We start from the raw sequence: 20,709 nt of genomic DNA on the forward strand, positions 1-20,709 counted from the left end.
AGCGATGATCACTGGTCTTCGCTTTCTTTGTTATTGCAACACTTAACTTAAGGGAATGAAATGGCGAACACTTTTTCACTAATTTTAGTTCTAGTAACCCTATTTACAGGGGTTATTTGGGCTATTGATAAATTCGTTTGGGCTCCAAAGCGTAAGCAAAAAATTGCAGCAGCGAGAGAACAAGCGGGTGGACAAGTTGATGAAGCAACACTAGCAAAAGTCGCACCTCAACCGGGGTGGGTAGAGCAGTCTGTTTCAATTTTTCCAGTGATTGGCCTTGTGTTAGTGTTGCGCTCATTTATTTATGAGCCGTTCCAGATCCCATCCGGTTCGATGATGCCGACGCTTTTAGTCGGTGATTTTATCTTGGTTGAAAAATTCTCATATGGAATTAAAGACCCTGTTTGGCGTTCACAACTTGTAGAAACGGGTAAGCCTGAGCGTGGTGATATTGTTGTATTCAAATACCCACCTCAACCAAATATCGACTATATTAAACGTGTAGTAGGTGAACCAGGCGATACCGTAATTTACAGCTCTTCGAAGCAGTTGTGTATTAAGCCAAAAGGTGAGAGCAAGTGTAACATCATCCCGTTAACGAACATGAAAGACAGTGAATTCATGCAAGATCGTACTAACCTAGTTCAGTATACTGAGCAGTTAGCAAAAGAGACAACGCATGATATTTTGGTTAACCCTATGAGAGCTGATCGTGTATCTATGTACCAACCACGACCAGGTTACAATGAATGGGTTGTACCAGAAGGAAACTACTTTGTGATGGGCGATAATCGTGACAACAGTGCTGACAGTCGTTACTGGGGATTTGTCCCTGAAGCGAATCTGGTTGGTAAAGCGGTCGGGATCTGGATCAGCTTTGAATTTGAACGTGGTAGCGATAGTGTGCTGCCTTCCTTTATTCCTACTGGTGTGCGTTTTAACCGCATCGGTGGCATAGACTGATTGAACGATTATGAATGCTTCATTACAACGCCTAGAGAAAAAAATAGGCTATCAATTTAAAGATGAAAATTATTTAAAATTAGCACTGACTCACCGTAGTGCTAATGGTACTCACAATGAACGTTTAGAGTTTTTAGGCGATTCAATTTTGAGTTTTGTTATTGCTGATGAGTTGTATCACCGTTTTCCTAAAGTGGATGAAGGTGATATGAGTCGTATGCGTGCAACCTTAGTTCGTGGGCATACATTAGCTGAGCTTGGTCGTGAGTTTCAGTTAGGAGATTACCTATACTTAGGCCCAGGTGAGCTTAAAAGTGGTGGCTTCCGTCGTGATTCAATTTTAGCGGATGCGGTTGAAGCGATTATTGGTGCTATTTATTTAGACAGCGATACAGAAACAATTCGTAGAATCATTCTGTCTTGGTACCAAACACGTCTTGATTCGATTGAGCCAGGTGTTTCTCAAAAAGATCCAAAAACACGTCTTCAAGAATACCTACAAGGTCGTCGTAAACCATTACCAACGTACACAGTAACAAAAATTAAAGGTGAAGCTCATAATCAAGAGTTCACAATTGAATGTATCGTGGCTGGCTTGGATACGCCGGTTATCGGAAAAGGAAGTAGCCGCCGCAAGGCAGAACAGTCGGCTGCTGACATAGCATTAGGACAATTAAACTAATGTCAGATGAAAAAGAATTCGATCTAGATGCATACTTTGCATCTTCAGAAAAAACAGAAACAAGTGACAATCAACACTGTGGTTTTATTGCGATTGTTGGCCGTCCAAACGTGGGTAAATCAACCCTTCTTAACCAAATATTAGGTCAGAAGATTTCGATTACATCACGTAAACCTCAGACAACTCGCCACCGTATTATGGGTGTTGATACTGAAGGGGATTATCAAGCAATCTATGTTGATACTCCAGGTCTTCATATTGAAGAAAAACGTGCAATTAACCGTCTAATGAACCGAGCAGCAAATTCATCGTTAAGTGATGTGAATTTAGTTTTATTCTTGGTGGATGGCACGCACTGGACACCAGATGATGAAATGGTATTGAACAAGCTGAAAAAAGCAGAGTTCCCTACGGTTTTATTAGTAAACAAAGTAGATAACGTTAAAGATAAAAATGATGTGATGCAGCATCTGCAAACCATGACGGAAAAAATGGATTTTGTTGATGTTGTGCCAATTTCAGCAAAATCAGGCTCTAATGTTGATGTTGTGCAAAAATTGGTTCGTCAACATTTACCAAAAGCAGTACATCACTTCCCTGAAGAGTATGTTACTGACCGTTCTCAACGTTTTATGGCATCTGAAATTATCCGTGAAAAGCTAATGCGTTTTACGGGTGAAGAGCTACCATATTCAGTTACGGTTGAGATCGAACGTTTTGATTACAACCCTAAAATGGATGGTTTCCATATTAACGGTTTGATCCTTGTTGAACGCCATGGCCAGAAAAAAATGGTTATCGGTAAGAACGGCGAGAAAATTAAAACGATCGGTCGTGAAGCTCGTATTGATATGGAAGAACTGTTTGACCGTAAAGTGTATTTAGAGCTTTGGGTTAAAGTGAAATCTGGATGGGCTGATGATGAGCGAGCACTTCGTTCTCTAGGTTACATCGATGATTTATAGAGAAAGCAGGGTTCAGATCGGTCGCAAGCTCCCTTAAAGGGTTCAGAAGAGCCGCGGTAGGCATCGAGTCTTACCGCGGCTCTTCTAAAATCTGCAAGCGAAGCGATCTGAACTCTTATTTATAGGTAAGAAACGTGGAAGAAGGCCTACAGCGCTGTTTTGTCCTGCACCGAAGACCATATAGTGAAAGCAGTCTAATTTTAGATGTGTTTAGTGAAGAGTATGGCCGTTTATCTATTATCTCCAAAGGGGCGCGAAGCAAGCGTTCTAATCTAAAAGGCGTACTGCAAGCGTTTACCCCATTATTAATGAAATGGTCTGGTAAAGGCTCTATGCGCACACTGCGACAAGCTGAAACCATTAGCTTGGGTATTCCACTATCAGGCATTAATCTTTACTCTGCCATGTACATCAATGAATTAATCGTTCGAGTAATAGAGCAAGAAACGCCGTATCCAGCCCTATTTTTAGATTACCTCACTGCTCTTACCGAGCTTGCTCAAAGTTCAAATCCTGAACCAGCATTAAGACGTTTTGAGTTAGCGCTTTTATCTTCATTAGGTTATGGCGTTGATTTTTTACATTGTGCAGGCAGTGGTGAAATGGTTTCTCCAGAGATGACTTATCGTTATCGTGAGCAACAAGGCTTTATGGCCTCTATACGTCATGACCCTTTAATGAGCTTTAAAGGTAATGAGTTAATTGCCATTAGTGAGCGTCGATTTGCCACCCCTGAGCAATTAAAAGCAGCAAAACGCTTTACACGCATAGCACTAAAGCCGTATCTTGGCGGCAAGCCCCTAAAAAGTAGGGAACTGTTTCTTCCAAGAACAAGGAGTATTCTAAAATGAGTTCAATTTTACTTGGCGTTAATATCGATCACGTAGCAACCCTTCGTAATGCACGAGGTACAAAATACCCAGATCCTGTTCATGCGGCAGAAATCGCAGAGCGAGCTGGCGCGGCGGGTATTACGATCCATCTACGTGAAGATCGTCGTCATATTAACGATCGTGATGTGCGTATCTTACGTGAAACGTTGCAAACACGAATGAACTTAGAGATGGCAGTAACGGATGAAATGGTAGGCATTGCGCTTAAAACACAGCCAGAGTTTGTTTGTTTAGTGCCTGAAAAACGTGAAGAGCTAACCACTGAAGGTGGCTTGAATGTATTAGGTCAGCTTGAAAAAGTAAAAGCAGCAACGAAAACATTGTCTGACGCAGGGATTAAAGTTTCTCTATTTATCGATGCAGATAAAGAACAAATTGATGCAGCGGTTGAGTGTGGTGCGCCTTTCATTGAACTTCATACTGGCGCTTATGCGGATGCAGAAACAGAAGAAGCACAACAAGATGAGTTGAAAAAAATCGCTGCAGGTGCAAGCTATGCTGCTGCTAAAGGCTTAATTGTTAATGCAGGCCATGGTTTAACGTATCATAATGTTGAAGCGATTGCGGCACTGCCAGAAATCTATGAATTAAACATCGGCCACTCTATTATGGGACGTGCAGTGTTTGATGGTTTAGAAAAAGCGGTCGCGGATATGCACCGTATTATGCTTGGTGCTCGTAAGTAATGGCAATTGTTGGTCTAGGGACTGATATTGCTGAAATAGAAAGGGTTGAAAAAGCCCTTTCTCGTTCAGGAGATGCGTTTGCAGAGCGCATCTTGAGTCAATCTGAATTTGAAAAATATCAAAGTCTAAAACAAAAAGGGCGTTTTTTAGCGAAGCGTTTCGCTGCAAAAGAAGCCGCCTCAAAAGCACTAGGAACCGGCATTGCTCATGGTGTTACTTTTCATGATTTTAGTGTCTCTAATGATGAAAACGGTAAACCCATCTTAGAACTCATGGGTAAAGCTCTTGAGTTATCTCAAAAAATGAGTGTTTCCCATATTCACCTTACAATATCCGATGAGCGCCATTACGCGGTTGCAACGGTAATTTTTGAATCTTAACTAAGCTACTTCAACCATTGAGTGGCATCTTTTGTCACTTTATACATTTCATCTTGCAGCTCAAATAATTCAGGTTCAATGTCTTCAATCGATTGCTCCTGTCTTAGAGCAGTTTCAATTAAATTACATAACTGCTTTAGTCTAGGCACGCCACAATATGAGCTACTTCCATGAAGTTTATGTATGTAATGGCACAGTTCTTCAGTTGATGAGTTACCCTCTAGGGCTTTTTCTATCCAGCCATCGACTTCTGGAATAAATTCTATCAGCATTTCAAGCATCTCTTTTGCGAGCTCTTCTTTTCCTGCTGATTGCTTTAATGCCGCTTCCCAATCAATGCTACTACTTTTATCACAACTAGCTTCTTCCACATGAAGTTCAGGGATCGCGTCGGCTAAAATTTCAATTTTTTCTACATCAGATTTATCCGTTAATGGACTCCAATGAATGATAACTTGCTGTAGGACATGCTCTTCAATTGGTTTGGTTAGATAATCATCCATTCCTTCGTTAATTAATCGTTCTCGTTCACCTTCCATTGCATGAGCGGTTACTGCAACAACAGGAGTTTGAGCGTTTAATACTGTTTTACGGATTTCTTTACATGCCATAACGCCATCCATTTTAGGCATTTGAATATCCATTAAAATAATATCGAACTTTTGTTCAGTGGCTTGTTGCACTGCATCAATACCATTTTTACAGGTCACTACGGTTTCAACTTGTTCATGTAATAAGGCGGAAATAAGCTTAAGGTTAGCTGGGTTATCGTCTACAGCCATCACTTTAATTGGTAAGCGTTGAGACTTGTCGTCATGCGCCATTAAGTCCGGCAATGCGAGCTCTTGCATTGGCTGCTTATGGTGTAATAAGGTATCGAGTAGCTTTTTCTTAGCAAATGGCTTTGATAAACAAGTTATATGAGAAAGTTGATTTATCTCTTCAGTGAGTGCTAGCTCGGTACTTGGCAAACCAATAACAATAGTTGGGCAATAAGGTGCCAGTTTTTTAGATATTAGGTCTAATGATTGTGCTGTAGGTTTAGAACTTGAATTTAAGCTAATCAAAGCAAAATCATGAGGTTCAATAATATCAGGCAAGGTTGAACGATAGGTAACAAATACCCCATGATGAATAAACTGCTGTTGTAAAATAGAGGCAGACTGCATATTAGGCTCAATTAACAGAAGCTTTTTATTTTCTAATTGAGAAATATCGCGTTCATCAATCATTGGTAGCTCTGTTGAGCTCATTTTAATCGTAAACCAGAAAGTCGAACCTTGGTGCAAGCGACTGCTTAAGCCGATCTCACCTCCCATTTGAGCGACTAGTTTTTGAGTGATAACTAAACCTAGACCTGTACCGCCATAACGACGAGAAATACTGGCATCAGCCTGACTAAAGGCTTGGAACAGTTGAGCTTGTTGGCGTTCAGAAATACCAATTCCTGTATCTCGAATAACAAACTGCAGATCAATGCTGTCGTCATGCAAGTGTTTTAACTCAACAGAAATATCGATATTACCTTTCTCGGTAAATTTAATCGAGTTACCAACGAGGTTATTCAGAACTTGCTGAATACGAAGTGGGTCACCAATTAACCCTGATGGAACGCGTTGATCTATCTTAAGAGTGATTTCCAACCCTTTTTCATGTGCGCTTGGGGCTAGTAAACTCACCACTTCATCAAGAGTATCTTGGAAATTAAACGGCAAGTTTTCTAGCAGTAACTTACCGGCTTCAAGTTTCGAAAAATCAAGAATGTCATTGATGATCGTTAATAGGTTATTCGCAGAACGTTCAATGGTTTGTAAGTAATCTTGTTGGTTATTCGATAGAGAGGTTTTTAGCATTTGGCGAGTAAAACCGATAACGCCATTAAGTGGAGTTCGTAACTCGTGCGACATATTGGCTAAGAATTCAGACTTCACACGAGCTGCCTCTTGAGCGCGCTTTTTAGCAATATCTAATTCTACGTTTTGAATCTCTAGTTGCTCTAAAGTCTCACGTAAATCAGACGTTGCTTGGTCGATACTTTGCTGCATCTCGACATGATATTCAGATAAAGAAATAGCCATGGCATTAATGCCATTTTTAAGGGTGTCTAATTCACCATGCAGTTTGTTTTCAATACGTACATTTAAATGACCACGGCGAATACGGTCAACCACGCTGACCATATGTGAAATAGGTTGAGTCACATCTTGCATTAAGCGATAAGCAAAGACACCAGACAAGCTAAGCCCAAGCATTAAAACAATCAAGGCAGAGAATATTTCTTGGTATTGCTGAAGTCGTAAACTCGATAAGTCCAGTTCAATCGCAATATAGCCTAAAGGCTCATTCATATGTGATGAATCAAAGTTGGTAGAGAATTGGCCTTCTGGAAGGATCGGTGTTCTTAATATGATCGATTCTTCTTGAAAAGTAATATCTAACAATAAAGGAATTGGTTGGTTTTTTGGAAATGTTAAACTTTCAAAGTTAGGGTGGAAGTTGGACGTTACAAAAAGTTCATGATGTTCATCAAATACGGCAATACTACGAACAATTTTAGAGTGTTTTCGATGAGCATAGCTAATTAAGCGTCGGACAGCCTCTCGGTTTTTACCCGTCATACCGTACTCACTCGAAATCGCTAGAGGTTCAATGATACTTGTACCACTAGAAATAAGTTGAGCTTCCAAATCATTATATCGATTCATGGTAAAGAAACCACTTAGCAATAAACCGATGATTAATGTTGGTGCCAATGTTAGCGTGATGACTCGTGCGCGCAAACCGTATTTTGTCATATTTATTCGTTCTGATTAACTTCCTTGAGCGCGTAGCTTAATCAAGTTAGAGAGTAACCTCAATTATTCTATGTCGAAATCGTAAGTTGAAACGTAAATGATCACTAATCAGGGCTACATCTTAATGTTGTTTCGGTATAATGGCGTTAATTTTAGTAAATCAGGCAATAATCATGGCGCAGTTCTTCAAAGCGAAAAAGAAAGCTTCAGTAAATACAAAGCATCATTCTGTTGATGTGGTTCGATTAGATCATAATGGCGCAGGCATCGCTTTTGTGGATAAGAAGCCTGTATTTATTGATGGTGCTTTGCCTGAAGAAAAGGCGATTATTCAATTTACAGAGCAGAAAAAACAATATGCTCGTGCTAGGCTGATTAAGGTAATTCAAAAAAGTACTAAACGCCAAGCGCCAATTTGTCAGCATTATCATGAATGTGGTGGATGTAATTTACAGCACTTACAGCATCAAGAACAAATTGCAGCAAAAAATCAAAAGCTGCAAGAGTTAATGCAAAAGCAAGGTGTTGAGCATTGTGAAGTCGTCGCTCCAATTAGTGATAATGAACAAGGTTACCGTCGACGAGCTCGTATTAGTTTAATGGTAAATAAACAGACGAATCAGTTAGATTTTGGTTTCCGTAAAAAGCAGAGTAAAGCTATTGTTAATGTTCGTCATTGCCCAGTGCTTGTTCAGGAATTGGATCAACATTTAGAGTCTTTACATGCATTATTGAACCAACTAAAAGGTAAGAAGCACCTAGGGCATGTTGAACTTGTGCAAGCAGATAACGGCAGCGTTTTACTTATTCGCCATGTTGCTGAGTTTAATGAGAAGGATCATCAATCCTTAGTGAATTATTGTGAAGAACGCAATTTGATCTTATATCTAATGCCTGAGAGTGATGTATTAACCCACGTTTGTGGAGAAGAACCATATTATGTAATTGATGGTGCTAAAATTTATTTTACGCCGAAAGATTTCATTCAAGTGAATCGTCACGTTAATAACAAAATGGTTGAGCAAGCATTGTCCTGGCTCAACCTAAAAGAAACAGATAGTGTGTTGGATTTGTTTTGTGGTCTTGGTAATTTTAGTTTGCCTTTAGCTCAAAAAGTGAAAAACGTTGTTGGTATTGAAGGCGTGGATGAAATGGTTCAACGTGCTCAATCGAATGCAAAAAGAAATGCACTAGATAATGTCACGTTTTATCAAGCAAATTTAGAAGAAGATATCACTGATCAAGTGTGGGCTAGCACAAAGTTTACAAAGATTTTACTCGATCCTGCCAGAGCAGGGGCTGCAGGAGTGATGGAAACTGTGGCAAAATTAACACCTCAAACCGTGGTTTATGTATCGTGCAACCCGGCAACACTTGCACGCGATAGCCAGTTACTTATTCAACACGGTTACAAGCTTACTAGGCTAGGTATGCTTGATATGTTCCCACATACAGGACATTTAGAATCTATGGCTTTGTTTGAGCGATAATTAGCGGTAATGCTAACTACGCTTAAAAAGTCTAAAAGAATCATTATAAAATTGGATTATAGGAAACGGACATGGTCGCAGTTCGCGGAGCACATCTTAAGGAAAATGAAGAGTTCGAGTTAGGTGAATGGATCACCAGCCTTGAACAAGATAAAAACACCTCAAAAAAATTGACTGAGGTGTATAAGCAATGTGAAGAGTTAGTCGCTTCTCATGAAGAAGGACAGCTCTTGCTATGGCGCGGCCGTGAGATGATTGAGATATTAATCACCTTAAGTATGGACAAGCCAACACTTATTGCTGCTCAGTTATTCCCTTTAGTGTCATCTGGTGTTTTAGACAGGGAAACGTTAACTGAGAACTACAATAAAGAAATTGAAAAATTGATTGATGGCGTTGAAGAGATGGACGCTATTGGTCAATTAAATGCGTCCGTAGATGCTGAGTCTGCCTCTTCTCAGGTGGATAATATTCGCCGAATGCTACTTGCGATGGTGGACGATTTCCGCTGTGTGATCATTAAATTAGCAGAGCGTATTTGTAATCTACGTGAAGTGAAAAATGAACCAGATGAAGTGCGACGTGCTGCAGCAAAAGAGTGTAATAACCTATATGCACCATTAGCAAACCGTTTAGGTATTGGTCAATTAAAGTGGGAAATTGAAGATTACTCTTTTCGTTATCAACACCCTGATACTTATAAGAAAATAGCTAAGCAGTTATCTGAGCGTCGTATTGTTCGTGAACAGTATATCGAAGATTTTGTCACCGGTCTTAGTGATGAAATGCAAGAGTACAACATCAATGCAGAGGTGAGTGGGCGTCCTAAACACATCTATAGTATTTGGCGCAAGATGCAGAAAAAGAGCTTAGAATTTGATGAGCTGTTTGATGTGCGAGCGGTTCGTATTATAGCAGACAAACTGCAAGATTGTTATGCGGCTCTTGGTGTTGTTCATACCAAATTTAAGCATTTGCCAAGTGAATTTGACGATTATGTAGCGAATCCTAAGCCTAATGGATATCAGTCTATCCACACCGTGGTATTAGGCCCAGAAGGGAAGACGATTGAAATCCAGATCCGTACCAAGGATATGCATGAAGACTCAGAGCTAGGCGTTGCCGCGCACTGGAAATACAAAGAAGGTTCATCAAACAGTAGTCGCAGTGGTTACGACGAAAAAATTACATGGCTACGTAAGCTGCTTGATTGGCAAGAAGAGATGTCTGATTCTGGCGAAATGCTGGATGAACTTCGCAGTCAAGTGTTTGATGATCGTGTTTATGCCTTTACGCCTCGTGGCGATGTCGTCGATTTACCAATGGGCGCAACACCGTTAGATTTTGCGTATCACATACACTCAGAAGTCGGACATCGTTGCATTGGTGCAAAAGTAGGGGGACGAATAGTTCCATTTACGCATCAATTGAGCATGGGTGATCAAGTTGAAATTATCACACAAAAAGAGCCGAACCCATCACGAGATTGGTTAAATCCAACATTAGGTTTTGTTAACTCAGGCCGTGCTCGCGCTAAAATTAACGCATGGTTCAGAAAGCAGAGTCGAGAGAAGAATCTTGATGCAGGTAAAGAGATCTTAGAAACAGAGCTTGCTAAGATTGGTGGTACATTAAAAGATGCTGAGCGCTATGCACTTAAGCGTTTTAATGTGAACTCGACAGATGAGCTTTTTGCAGGCGTTGGCAGTGGTGACTTACGTATTAACCAAGTGATTAATCATATTAATGCGTTAGTGAATAAACCGACTGCTGAGCAAGAAGATCAAAAGGCACTCGAACAACTGCAAGAGTTAGAAGCCAAAGCACAAGCACAAGCTCAAGCGCAAAATAAAAAGCGTAATGATGCGGTTGTCGTTGAAGGGGTTGATAACTTAATGACTCACCTTGCTCGTTGTTGTCAACCGATCCCTGGTGATCCAATTGCCGGCTACATTACACAAGGGCGCGGCATTTCGGTTCACCGTAGCGATTGCGATCAATTAAACGAACTTCGTCATCATGCTGCTGAACGTATTATTGACACGGTGTGGGGCACAGGTTTTGAAGGGTCTTACATACTGACGCTACGAGTGACAGCAATGGATCGTTCAGGTTTGCTAAAAGATCTTACCAGTTTGTTTGCCAATGAAAAAGTGAAAGTCTCTGGGATGAAGAGCCGCAATGATCATAAGAAACAGCTGTTGATCATGGACTTTGATCTTGAAGTTTTTAATGCTGATATTTTGGCTCGATTGCTCACACGAGTAGAGCAAGTGAAGGATGTAATAGAAGCTACACGACTTTCATAATAAATTTATCACTTGAATAGTTGCCGTTAACTTATTGATAAATAATGTTTATATTTTAAAGCCGAATGCATTTTATTGCATTCGGCTTTTTTATTGAAAAAAAATCTCAAGTTCTGAAATGGCAGGCCGTAAATATAGGTATCAACGATGAATTATAGGCTTCTATCCTATAACAATAAGTGAAGCCGACCGGAGCAAACATTATGTCAATTTCAGTAAATACAAACATCTCAGCAATGACAGCACAACGTTACATGAACAATGCAACTGCTGCACAAACTGATTCAATGGAGAAATTGTCTTCAGGTTCAAAAATCAACAGCGCCGCTGATGATGCTTCTGGTCTGCAGATCTCAAATCGTATGACAGCACAAACTCGTGGCTTAGACGTTGCAGTTCGTAACGCTAACGAGGGCATGTCAATTGCGCAAACAGCAGAAGGCGCAATGAAAGAAACAACGAATGTTCTTCAACGTTTACGTGATTTATCTCTTCAATCAGCGAATGGTTCAAATACAGACGCAGATCGTAAAGCAATGCAAGAAGAAGCTAGTTCACTAACTGATGAACTGAATCGTATTGCAGAAACGACTTCTTTTGCTGGCACCCGTTTAATCAATGGTGAATTTGGAACTAAGTCTTTCCAAATTGGTGCTGATTCAGGTGAAGCAGTAGCAATGACATTAAACAGCATGCGTGCTGACGAAGCGACAATGGGTGGTAAATCTTACTTCGCTGAAGAAGGTCGTGATATCAACTGGAAAGTAGGTAGCGAAAATACGCAGTTTAATGTGACATACAATGATAAAAACGGTAATCCTCAAGAAATCAACATCTCAGCAAAAGCAGGTGATGATATTGAAGAGTTAGCGACGTACATTAATGGTCAAACGAACGAGTTAAGCGCATCGGTAACTGAAGATGGCGTACTTCAAGTGTTCATGTCAGGTGAAACTATCTCTTCACCATTAGAGTTCAATGGCTCTCTAGCAAATGAATTAAAAATGGGTGGCGAGTCAGACGATACTGTAGCATCTATGGACCTAACAACCGTTGGTGGTGCACAGCGTTCAATTGATGTGATTGATGCCGCTCTAGAGTACGTTGATGGTAATCGTGCTTCATTAGGTGCATTCCAAAACCGTTTTGAAAGTGCAGTTAAAAACTTAACTAACATTAACGAAAACATCACTGATTCAAATAGCCAAATTAAAGACACTGATTTTGCTAAAGAGACAACAAACTTAACTAAGACACAAATTTTAAGTCAATCAAGTTCGTCAATTTTGGCACAAGCAAAACAAGCGCCAAGCATGGCAATGAGCTTATTAGGTTAAGTTAACAAAAAGCCTTTTTAATTTAAGGCGAATGTATTTTTAAAAAAGCGGTGACTATAATGGTCACCGCTTTTTTTTTGTTTTTAAATCGAAGGGATAGATATGGCCGCTCAAAATAACATTGAACAGTTACTCTCAATAATGGCTCAATTAAGAGATAAAGAATCAGGTTGTCCGTGGGATAGAAAGCAGACGTTTGATTCTATTATCCCCCATACAATAGAAGAGACTTATGAAGTGGTGGATGCGATTCATAAGAAGGACTGGAGCAATTTAAAAGAAGAGTTAGGGGATTTACTATTCCAAGTTATTTTTTATGCGCAAATGGCGAAAGAGGAGGGGTTATTCGATTTTAATGATGTAGTAGATATACTAAATGAAAAGTTGGTTCGTCGTCATCCACACGTCTTTGGTGATGATGTATTCTCCTCAGAAGAAGAAATCACAGCGAATTGGGATAAAGTGAAGCAACAAGAGCGCTTAGAAAAAGAAGCGTTAAATAACATATCCCAAGAGCAAGGGAGCATATTAGATTCAGTGCCTACCGCTTTACCTGGGCTATTACGAGCAAATAAAATCCAGAAGCAGTGTGCTAAAGTTGGTTTTGATTGGGATGAATTACAGCCCGTTGCAGATAAAGTAAATGAAGAAGTGGCAGAGGTGTTAGAAGAGGCACTGAAAAAGCCGAGAAATGAAGAGAAACTTGAAGAAGAATTGGGTGATTTACTTTTTGCTACAGTAAATTTTTCACGTCATTTAGGAAAAAACCCAGAGCAAGCTTTGTGTAAAGCAAATGATAAATTTGAGCGCCGTTTTCGTCAAATTGAAGCGAACGTCGCCAAAAAGAATAAAAAAATAGAACAATGTGATTTAAATGAACTAGACTCTGAATGGGAAAATGTGAAGCGAAGTGAGCGGAATTGATTTGGAGCAAAAAATAAATCAATTAACTGTGATACTTTTCACGTTGTGGCGATAAAGCGGTTCTGGTATATTCACTTCCCGTCCAGATGAAATCCATTTTTATTCCTCATTACACCAATTTCAGGTAACGTATGACGACGAATTACATTTTTGTAACTGGCGGGGTTGTATCCTCACTAGGTAAAGGTATTGCAGCAGCATCATTAGCAGCTATTCTTGAAGCTCGTGGCTTAAAAGTCACCATGATGAAGCTTGACCCATACATCAACGTTGATCCAGGCACAATGAGCCCAACTCAACACGGTGAAGTATTCGTCACGGAAGACGGCGCAGAAACAGATCTAGACTTAGGTCACTACGAGCGCTTCATCCGCACCAAAATGACTAAGCGTAACAACTTTACCGCTGGTCGTGTATACGCAGATGTTCTACGTAAAGAACGTCGCGGTGACTACTTAGGTGCAACAATCCAAGTTATCCCTCATATTACTAATGCGATTAAAGAACGCGTTATCTCTGGCGCTGAAGGCCACGATATCGCAATCGTAGAAGTTGGTGGTACCGTTGGTGATATCGAATCTCTACCGTTCATGGAAGCGATTCGTCAGCTAGCAGTAGAGTTAGGCCGTGAGCGTGCTATGTTTATGCACTTAACACTGGTTCCTTACTTAGGCGCTGCAGGCGAGCTTAAAACTAAGCCAACTCAACACTCAGTAAAAGAACTACTATCTATCGGTATCCAACCAGATATCCTAGTTTGTCGTTCTGATCGTGTTATCCCAGCGAACGAACGTAAGAAAATTGCTCTTTTCTGTAATGTTCAAGAAAAAGCAGTTATCTCAATGAAAGACGTAGATTCAATCTACAAAATCCCACAACTTATCAAAGCACAAGGTACTGATGATCTAGTATGTCAACGCTTTGGTATTACAGCTCCTGAAGCTGATCTTTCTGAGTGGGAACAAGTAATTTATGAAGAAGCGAACCCAACTGGTGAAGTTACTATCGGTATGGTTGGCAAATACATTGAATTACCAGACGCTTACAAGTCAGTAAACGAAGCATTAAAACATGCGGGCTTGAAAAACCGTCTAAACGTCACTATTAAATATGTAGATTCACAAGATGTAGAATCTAAAGGTACTGAAATCCTAGAAGGTCTAGACGCAATTCTAGTTCCTGGTGGTTTCGGTGACCGCGGTGTTGAAGGTAAGATCCTTGCTGCTCAATACGCTCGTGAAAATGAAGTACCATATTTAGGAATCTGTCTGGGTATGCAAGTTGCGTTAATTGAATATGCGCGTAACGTTGCTAATATGGAAGGGGCTCACTCTTCTGAATTCTCTAAAGACACGAAGTTCCCTGTAGTTGGTTTAATCACTGAGTGGATTGATGGCGACGGCAACGTTGAAGAGCGTACTGAGAAATCAGATCTAGGCGGTACAATGCGTCTTGGTTCTCAACTATGTCACCTTGCTAAAGGTTCAAAAGCTCGTGAGCTTTACGGTAACGCAACTGTTGAAGAACGTCACCGTCACCGTTATGAAGTAAATAATAATTTACTTCCTCAGCTTGAAAAAGCCGGTCTTAAGATTTCTGGCCTATCAGCTGATAAGAAGCTGGTGGAAATTATTGAAATCCCTAACCACCCATGGTTTGTGGCTGCTCAATTCCACCCAGAATTCACATCAACACCTCGTGATGGTCACCCATTATTTGAAGGTTTTGTTAAAGCTGCGGGCGTAAATGCACGCGGTGAATTCGAAAAGTAATAGGATATTACGGATAGCTGCTCAATGTTGCAGCAGCTATTTTTAGCTTTTAAATTAAAGATAAAGTAGAGGAAACACAATGTCTAAGATCGTTAAAGTTCTAGGTCGTGAAATCATCGATTCTCGTGGTAACCCAACAGTTGAAGCTGAAGTTCACCTAGAAAGTGGTTTTGTAGGTATGGCTGCTGCTCCATCTGGCGCATCTACAGGTTCTCGTGAAGCTCTTGAGCTACGTGATGGCGACAAATCTCGTTTCCTAGGTAAAGGTGTTCTTAAAGCTATCGCAGCTGTAAATGGTCCAATCGCAGAAGCTCTAATCGGCAAAGATGCGAAAAACCAAGCTGAAATCGACCAAATCATGATCGATTTAGATGGTACAGACAACAAAGCAAACTTCGGTGCTAACGCAATCCTTGCTGTTTCTCTAGCGAATGCTAAAGCAGCTGCAGCAGCTAAGTCTATGCCTCTTTACGCTCACATTGCTGACCTAAACGGCACTCCAGGCGTATTCTCTATGCCTCTACCAATGATGAACATCATCAACGGTGGTGAGCACGCTGATAACAACGTTGACATCCAAGAGTTCATGATCCAACCAGTTGGCGCTAAAACTCTTAAAGAAGCTCTACGTATCGGTGCTGAAGTATTCCACAACCTAGCTAAAGTTCTTAAGTCTAAAGGCTACAGCACTGCAGTTGGTGATGAAGGTGGTTTCGCTCCTAACCTTAAATCTAACGCTGAAGCTCTAGAAGTTATCGCAGAAGCTGTTGCAGCTGCTGGTTACGAGCTAGGTAAAGACGTTACTCTTGCTATGGACTGTGCTGCTTCTGAGTTCTTCAACAAAGAAGACGGCATCTACGACCTTAAAGGCGAAGGTAAGAAATTTACTGCTGAAGAGTTCAACCATTACCTAGCTGGTCTTGTTGAGCAATTCCCAATCGTATCTATCGAAGATGGTCTTGATGAGTCTGATTGGACTGGTTTCAAACACCAAACTGAACTTCTAGGCGACAAAATCCAACTAGTTGGTGACGATCTATTCGTTACAAACACTAAGATTCTTGCTCGTGGTATCGAAGAAGGCATCACTAACTCAATCCTTATCAAGTTCAACCAAATCGGCTCACTTACAGAGACTCTAGCTGCAATCAAGATGGCTAAAGATGCTGGTTTCACAGCAGTTATCTCTCACCGTTCTGGCGAAACTGAAGATGCAACAATTGCTGATCTAGCAGTTGGTACAGCTGCAGGTCAAATCAAAACTGGTTCTATGAGCCGTTCTGACCGTGTTGCTAAGTACAACCAACTAATCCGTATCGAAGAAGCTCTAGGTGAACTAGCGCCATTCAACGGTCTTAAAGAAGTTAAAGGTCAATAATCTCAATTTTTGAGAGTATGACTTGATTCTTTAATCGTTCGATTAGAATTTAGATATAAAAACCGTCTCATTTGAGGCGGTTTTTTTTATTTCAGTAAGACAGCTAGTGAAGTTCTAATGATGGATTGATATAGTTAGCTTTCTTTTATCATTTCTTATTTTCGGAGCCATTATGCGTACATTTGCCATTTTCTTATTGATTGCTTTAGGGTGGTTGCAATACACCTTATGGTTTGGAAAAAATGGAATGTCCGATTATTCGCAAGTATCAAGTGATGTCGCTCTGCAAAAAGAAGTGAATCAAGGCTTAAGAAATCGTAATCAACAGATGTTTGCTGAAATTGACGATTTGAAAAAAGGCTCTGAAGCGATTGAAGAAAGAGCTCGCCATGAATTAGGAATGATAAAAAAAGGCGAAACTTTTTACCGAATCATAGATGAAAATAGTGAGGGGTAATTGATGACATCAACCAAACCGTCTTCTATTGTTGCAATTGTCCCAGCAGCAGGTGTTGGTAGCCGCATGAAAGCGGATCGCCCAAAGCAATATTTAGTTTTAAATGGAAAAACCGTTTTAGAGCATACTATCGAGCAGCTCCTTTCTTATCCTTTGATTGAAAATGTGGTTGTTGCTATTACCGATGGGGACCCCTACTTCCCTGAACTTGCTATTGCGCAAGACAGTCGTGTTATTCGAGTTTCTGGTGGTAAAGAAAGAGCTGACTCCGTATTATCAGGCCTATTGTATATTAAAGAAAATCAATTAACTGAATGGGTTATGGTTCATGATGCCGCTCGTCCTTGCATTCGACATTCTGATATTGAAAAGCTGATTGGTGACGTTATTCCAGAACATGTAGGAGGCATATTAGCTACGCCTGTTCGGGATACAATGAAACAAGCAAATACAGATACAACAATAGAGAAGACAATCGATCGTAGTGTATTGTGGCATGCACTTACGCCACAGTTATTTACCACAGAACTGCTTTATTTAGCTTTAAAAACAGGGCTAGATAAGGGGCTATCAATAACCGATGAATCTTCAGCCATTGAGTTGATGGGGTATCAACCTAAATTGGTTCAAGGTCGTGCCGATAACTTAAAGATCACTCAACCAGAAGATCTTGATTTAGCAGCTTTCTATCTTCAAAAAATGAAAAAGGAAACCAAAGAATGAGAATTGGACACGGATTTGATGTACATAAATTTGGTGGTGAAGGCCCTGTTATTATCGGCGGGGTTAGCGTTCCTTATGAACAAGGGCTTATTGCGCACTCTGATGGTGATGTTGCTCTGCACGCTTTATGTGATGCCTTATTAGGCGCGATTGCAGAAGGTGATATCGGTCGTCATTTCCCAGATACTGATGATAAATGGAAAGGGGCGGATAGCCGAGCTTTGCTAAGAGATGTTTATCGTCGAGTAAAAGAGAAAGGTTTAGTGCTAGGTAACGCTGATGTCACTATCATTGCTCAGGTACCTAAAATGGCTCCTCATATTCAAGCTATGTGTGCTGCTATTGCCGAAGATTTAGAAACCGGCTTAGACAACGTGAATGTAAAAGCAACAACATCTGAACGTCTAGGTTTTACAGGAAGAAAAGAAGGCATTGCTTGTGAAGCAGTAGTGCTATTAGTTAACGCATCTTAAGAGATTCATTCTATGTCAGACATTATGTCTACTTTTTCGTGGTTATACGGAAAGCCAGTAGCAACAGGTAAATTAAAGCAATTACCTGAGCATTTTATCGTTAAAGAAGTATTAGGTTTTACGTTCACAGGAAAGGGTGAACACTTAATGGTTAAGATCCGTAAAACGGGTGAAAACACTAAGTATGTAGCAAACGAGCTAGCAAAGTTTTGTGGTGTAAAATCAAAAGATATTAGTTGGGCTGGCCTTAAAGACCGTCATGCAATAACAGAGCAATGGTTGAGTGTTCATTTGCCAAAAAGTGATCATCTTAAATTTGCTTTGTTTGAAGCTACGCACCCAGGTGTTGAAATTTTAGAAATGACGCGCCATAACAAAAAATTGCGTCCTGGTGATCTTCTAGGAAATAGCTTCCAGTTAATTGCAACTGAAGTGACTGACATGGAAGATGTATTGGCTCGTTTAGAAAAAGTGAAGTTAACTGGAGTGCCAAACTATTTTGGTGCTCAACGTTTTGGTCATGAAGGCAATAACGTAACAGAAGCTCGCCGTTGGGGTCGTGAAAATGTACGAACTCGCGATAATACAAAACGTAGCTTCTATTTATCTGCAGCGCGTTCATGGATCTTCAATCACATTGTTTCTCAAAGAATAACAGAGGGTTACTTCACTCAGCCTGTTGATGGTGATATTCTCCTTGATCAAAATGGTCGTACGGTTAATGAGAATGTAACCTCGGAAGAGAATATTCAAAAAGTTCAAAATGGTGACTGGTCAATTAGTGCTGCATTAGCGGGTGATAATCAATTACCAACAAGTGAAACTGCATTAACTCTAGAGCAACCACAACTTGATGCTGAACCAGATTTAATGGCCTTGATCCGTGGTAATCGTATGCGCCATGAGCGTCGTGCTATTGAGTTACATCCAGAGAATCTTAGCTGGTCAGCTGAAGGCGATACGTTAACGCTTAATTTCTCTTTAACATCGGGCAGTTTTGCAACCGTAATTATGCGTGAACTATTACAAGAAATTGAAGTAGAACGTACATACGAGTAATTCAATTTTAAAGAAAGGAATGGAGATAAGAGTGAATAAGTTACGCATATTGTTAAGTAATGATGATGGTGTCTTTGCTGAGGGGATAAATACTCTCGCGGCCGTATTATCAGATATTGCGGATATTACCATTGTTGCTCCTGATCGTAATCGTTCTGGTGCATCAAATTCATTAACTCTTGAATCTCCACTTCGAGTTCGCCAAATTGAAACAAATATTCATTCAGTGCAAGGCACACCAACCGATTGTGTACACTTTGCATTGAATGAATTAATGAAAGACAACCTACCTGATTTAATTATTGCTGGTATTAATCATGGTGCGAATCTGGGAGACGATACGCTTTATTCCGGAACAGTTGCAGCAGCAACAGAAGGGCACTTTCTTGGATTACCCGCAATTGCCATGTCATTAGTAGGGCGTAATCATTTTGATACCGCCGCTCAAGTTGCCTTAGAGTTAGTTCGCAATCATATAGAAAAACCGCTAACAACGGAGAGGGTATTAAACGTTAACGTCCCCGATTGTGCTTATGCACAAATAACGTCTTGGGAAGTGACTCGTTTAGGTGCAAGACATCATTCAGAAAGTATGATTAAAGCAACAGATCCTCGTGGCGAAACGATTTATTGGCTAGGCCCTCCTGGTAAAAAACAAGATGCAGGCAAAGGGACTGATTTTTATGCAATTAAACATAATCAGGTGTCGATTACTCCGCTGCAGGTCGATTTAACCGCTCATGACTCCTTGGCCATGATGGCGGATTGGTTATCAATAGAGAGTGCTAAATAATGAATAATTCGCGTACTGAATTGCTTGTTCAATTTTTACGTCAAAAAGGCATTCAAAATGAGCAGGTACTGGCTGCTATTCGAGCTTTACCGCGCGAGCGCTTTGTATCTGAAGCATTAGCTCATCAAGCTTATCAAAATAATGCGCTTCCTATTGGTGAAGGGCAGACAATCTCTCAACCTTATATTGTCGCTAAAATGACAGAGCTTCTTGCTTTGCAACGTGATTCTACTGTTCTTGAGATTGGTACTGGGTCGGGCTATCAGACTGCGGTATTAGCGCAATTACTTGATCATGTAAACTCAGTAGAGCGTATTAAATCATTACAATGGAATGCAAAACGGCTTTTAAAACAGCTAGATATTTATAATGTATCAACAAAGCATGGCGATGGTTGGCAAGGTTGGGCAAGCAAAGGCCCATTTGATGCGATAATTGTAACCGCTGCTGCTGAGTCCATTCCTAATGACTTATTATGGCAACTTAAAGATGGGGGGCGATTAGTGATCCCTATCGGTGAGGAAACACAGCATTTATTGCTTATTCTTCGACATGGTGATGAGTTCAGCTCTGAAACTATTGAAGAGGTACGCTTTGTTCCATTAGTTGCAGGTGAATTAGCATAGTAGT

The 20,709-nt window shown here is 40.5% G+C and carries 19 protein-coding genes; 18 read left to right on the forward strand and 1 reads right to left on the reverse strand.

Annotated elements, in window-relative coordinates; genetic code table 11:
* Positions 1-60: 60 nt before the first annotated feature.
* The 6 genes from lepB (at position 61) to acpS (ending at position 4,569) form a co-directional block, all read left to right on the forward strand.
* On the forward strand, positions 61-963 hold the full coding sequence (gene lepB / locus PVK71_RS00195) for a signal peptidase I (RefSeq protein ID WP_274417524.1): 903 nt from the start codon (positions 61-63) through the stop codon (positions 961-963).
* Positions 964-973: 10 nt separating this feature from the next.
* Complete coding sequence (gene rnc, locus PVK71_RS00200; RefSeq protein ID WP_274417523.1) at positions 974-1,645, forward strand: ribonuclease III; 672 nt, start codon at positions 974-976, stop codon at positions 1,643-1,645.
* Positions 1,645-2,610, forward strand: a complete 966-nt coding sequence (gene era / locus PVK71_RS00205) for a GTPase Era (protein ID WP_130044956.1) — start codon at positions 1,645-1,647, stop codon at positions 2,608-2,610. Before rnc ends, era begins: the two co-directional genes overlap by 1 nt.
* 134 nt (positions 2,611-2,744) lie before the next feature.
* The gene (gene recO / locus PVK71_RS00210) at positions 2,745-3,461 is read left to right on the forward strand and encodes a DNA repair protein RecO (protein ID WP_274417522.1); all 717 of its coding nucleotides are present in this window, start codon (positions 2,745-2,747) and stop codon (positions 3,459-3,461) included.
* Complete coding sequence (gene pdxJ / locus PVK71_RS00215) at positions 3,458-4,189, forward strand: pyridoxine 5'-phosphate synthase (RefSeq protein ID WP_130044958.1); 732 nt, start codon at positions 3,458-3,460, stop codon at positions 4,187-4,189. The genes recO and pdxJ overlap by 4 nt, the downstream gene beginning before the upstream one ends.
* Complete coding sequence (gene acpS, locus PVK71_RS00220; protein WP_274417521.1) at positions 4,189-4,569, forward strand: holo-ACP synthase; 381 nt, start codon at positions 4,189-4,191, stop codon at positions 4,567-4,569. The genes pdxJ and acpS overlap by 1 nt, the downstream gene beginning before the upstream one ends.
* Positions 4,570-4,574: 5 nt before the next feature.
* Here acpS and barA read toward each other — a convergent pair whose 3' ends face one another.
* Complete coding sequence (barA, locus tag PVK71_RS00225) at positions 4,575-7,364, reverse strand: two-component sensor histidine kinase BarA (protein WP_274417519.1); 2,790 nt, start codon at positions 7,362-7,364, stop codon at positions 4,575-4,577.
* 173 nt (positions 7,365-7,537) lie between these two features.
* On the opposite strand from barA, the gene rlmD reads away from it, so the two are divergent.
* The 12 genes from rlmD (at position 7,538) to PVK71_RS00285 (ending at position 20,705) form a co-directional block, all read left to right on the forward strand.
* The gene (gene rlmD, locus PVK71_RS00230; RefSeq protein ID WP_274417518.1) at positions 7,538-8,854 is read left to right on the forward strand and encodes a 23S rRNA (uracil(1939)-C(5))-methyltransferase RlmD; all 1,317 of its coding nucleotides are present in this window, start codon (positions 7,538-7,540) and stop codon (positions 8,852-8,854) included.
* A 71-nt stretch (positions 8,855-8,925) separates the two neighbouring features.
* Positions 8,926-11,163: a GTP diphosphokinase gene (gene relA / locus PVK71_RS00235; protein WP_274417517.1), complete on the forward strand. Its 2,238-nt coding sequence runs from the start codon at positions 8,926-8,928 to the stop codon at positions 11,161-11,163.
* Positions 11,164-11,366: 203 nt separating this feature from the next.
* A complete protein-coding gene (locus PVK71_RS00240; RefSeq protein WP_274417516.1) occupies positions 11,367-12,500 on the forward strand; it encodes a flagellin in 1,134 nt (377 codons plus the stop codon).
* Between the two features lie 102 nt (positions 12,501-12,602).
* A complete protein-coding gene (gene mazG / locus PVK71_RS00245) occupies positions 12,603-13,424 on the forward strand; it encodes a nucleoside triphosphate pyrophosphohydrolase (RefSeq protein WP_274417515.1) in 822 nt (273 codons plus the stop codon).
* A 131-nt stretch (positions 13,425-13,555) separates the two neighbouring features.
* Positions 13,556-15,196 (forward strand): CTP synthase, encoded by a 1,641-nt coding sequence (locus tag PVK71_RS00250; protein WP_130047764.1) that lies wholly within the window; start codon positions 13,556-13,558, stop codon positions 15,194-15,196.
* A 79-nt stretch (positions 15,197-15,275) separates the two neighbouring features.
* Positions 15,276-16,574 (forward strand): phosphopyruvate hydratase, encoded by a 1,299-nt coding sequence (eno, locus tag PVK71_RS00255; RefSeq protein ID WP_130047765.1) that lies wholly within the window; start codon positions 15,276-15,278, stop codon positions 16,572-16,574.
* A gap of 172 nt (positions 16,575-16,746) precedes the next feature.
* The gene (gene ftsB, locus PVK71_RS00260) at positions 16,747-17,031 is read left to right on the forward strand and encodes a cell division protein FtsB (protein WP_274417513.1); all 285 of its coding nucleotides are present in this window, start codon (positions 16,747-16,749) and stop codon (positions 17,029-17,031) included.
* Between the two features lie 3 nt (positions 17,032-17,034).
* Positions 17,035-17,754, forward strand: a complete 720-nt coding sequence (gene ispD / locus PVK71_RS00265) for a 2-C-methyl-D-erythritol 4-phosphate cytidylyltransferase (RefSeq protein WP_274417512.1) — start codon at positions 17,035-17,037, stop codon at positions 17,752-17,754.
* Positions 17,751-18,227: a 2-C-methyl-D-erythritol 2,4-cyclodiphosphate synthase gene (gene ispF, locus PVK71_RS00270; protein WP_274417511.1), complete on the forward strand. Its 477-nt coding sequence runs from the start codon at positions 17,751-17,753 to the stop codon at positions 18,225-18,227. Before ispD ends, ispF begins: the two co-directional genes overlap by 4 nt.
* A 12-nt stretch (positions 18,228-18,239) precedes the next feature.
* Positions 18,240-19,286, forward strand: coding sequence for a tRNA pseudouridine(13) synthase TruD (truD, locus tag PVK71_RS00275; RefSeq protein WP_274417510.1), 1,047 nt, complete (start codon positions 18,240-18,242; stop codon positions 19,284-19,286).
* Positions 19,287-19,305: 19 nt separating this feature from the next.
* On the forward strand, positions 19,306-20,079 hold the full coding sequence (gene surE, locus PVK71_RS00280) for a 5'/3'-nucleotidase SurE (RefSeq protein ID WP_274417509.1): 774 nt from the start codon (positions 19,306-19,308) through the stop codon (positions 20,077-20,079).
* Positions 20,079-20,705 carry a protein-L-isoaspartate(D-aspartate) O-methyltransferase gene (locus PVK71_RS00285; RefSeq protein WP_274417507.1) on the forward strand — a complete coding sequence of 209 codons (627 nt, stop codon included), beginning with the start codon at positions 20,079-20,081 and terminating at the stop codon, positions 20,703-20,705. The genes surE and PVK71_RS00285 overlap by 1 nt, the downstream gene beginning before the upstream one ends.
* Positions 20,706-20,709: the final 4 nt, after the last annotated feature.

It is taken from the genome of Aliivibrio sp. S4MY1 (assembly GCF_028765545.1).
GTDB lineage: Bacteria > Pseudomonadota > Gammaproteobacteria > Enterobacterales > Vibrionaceae > Aliivibrio.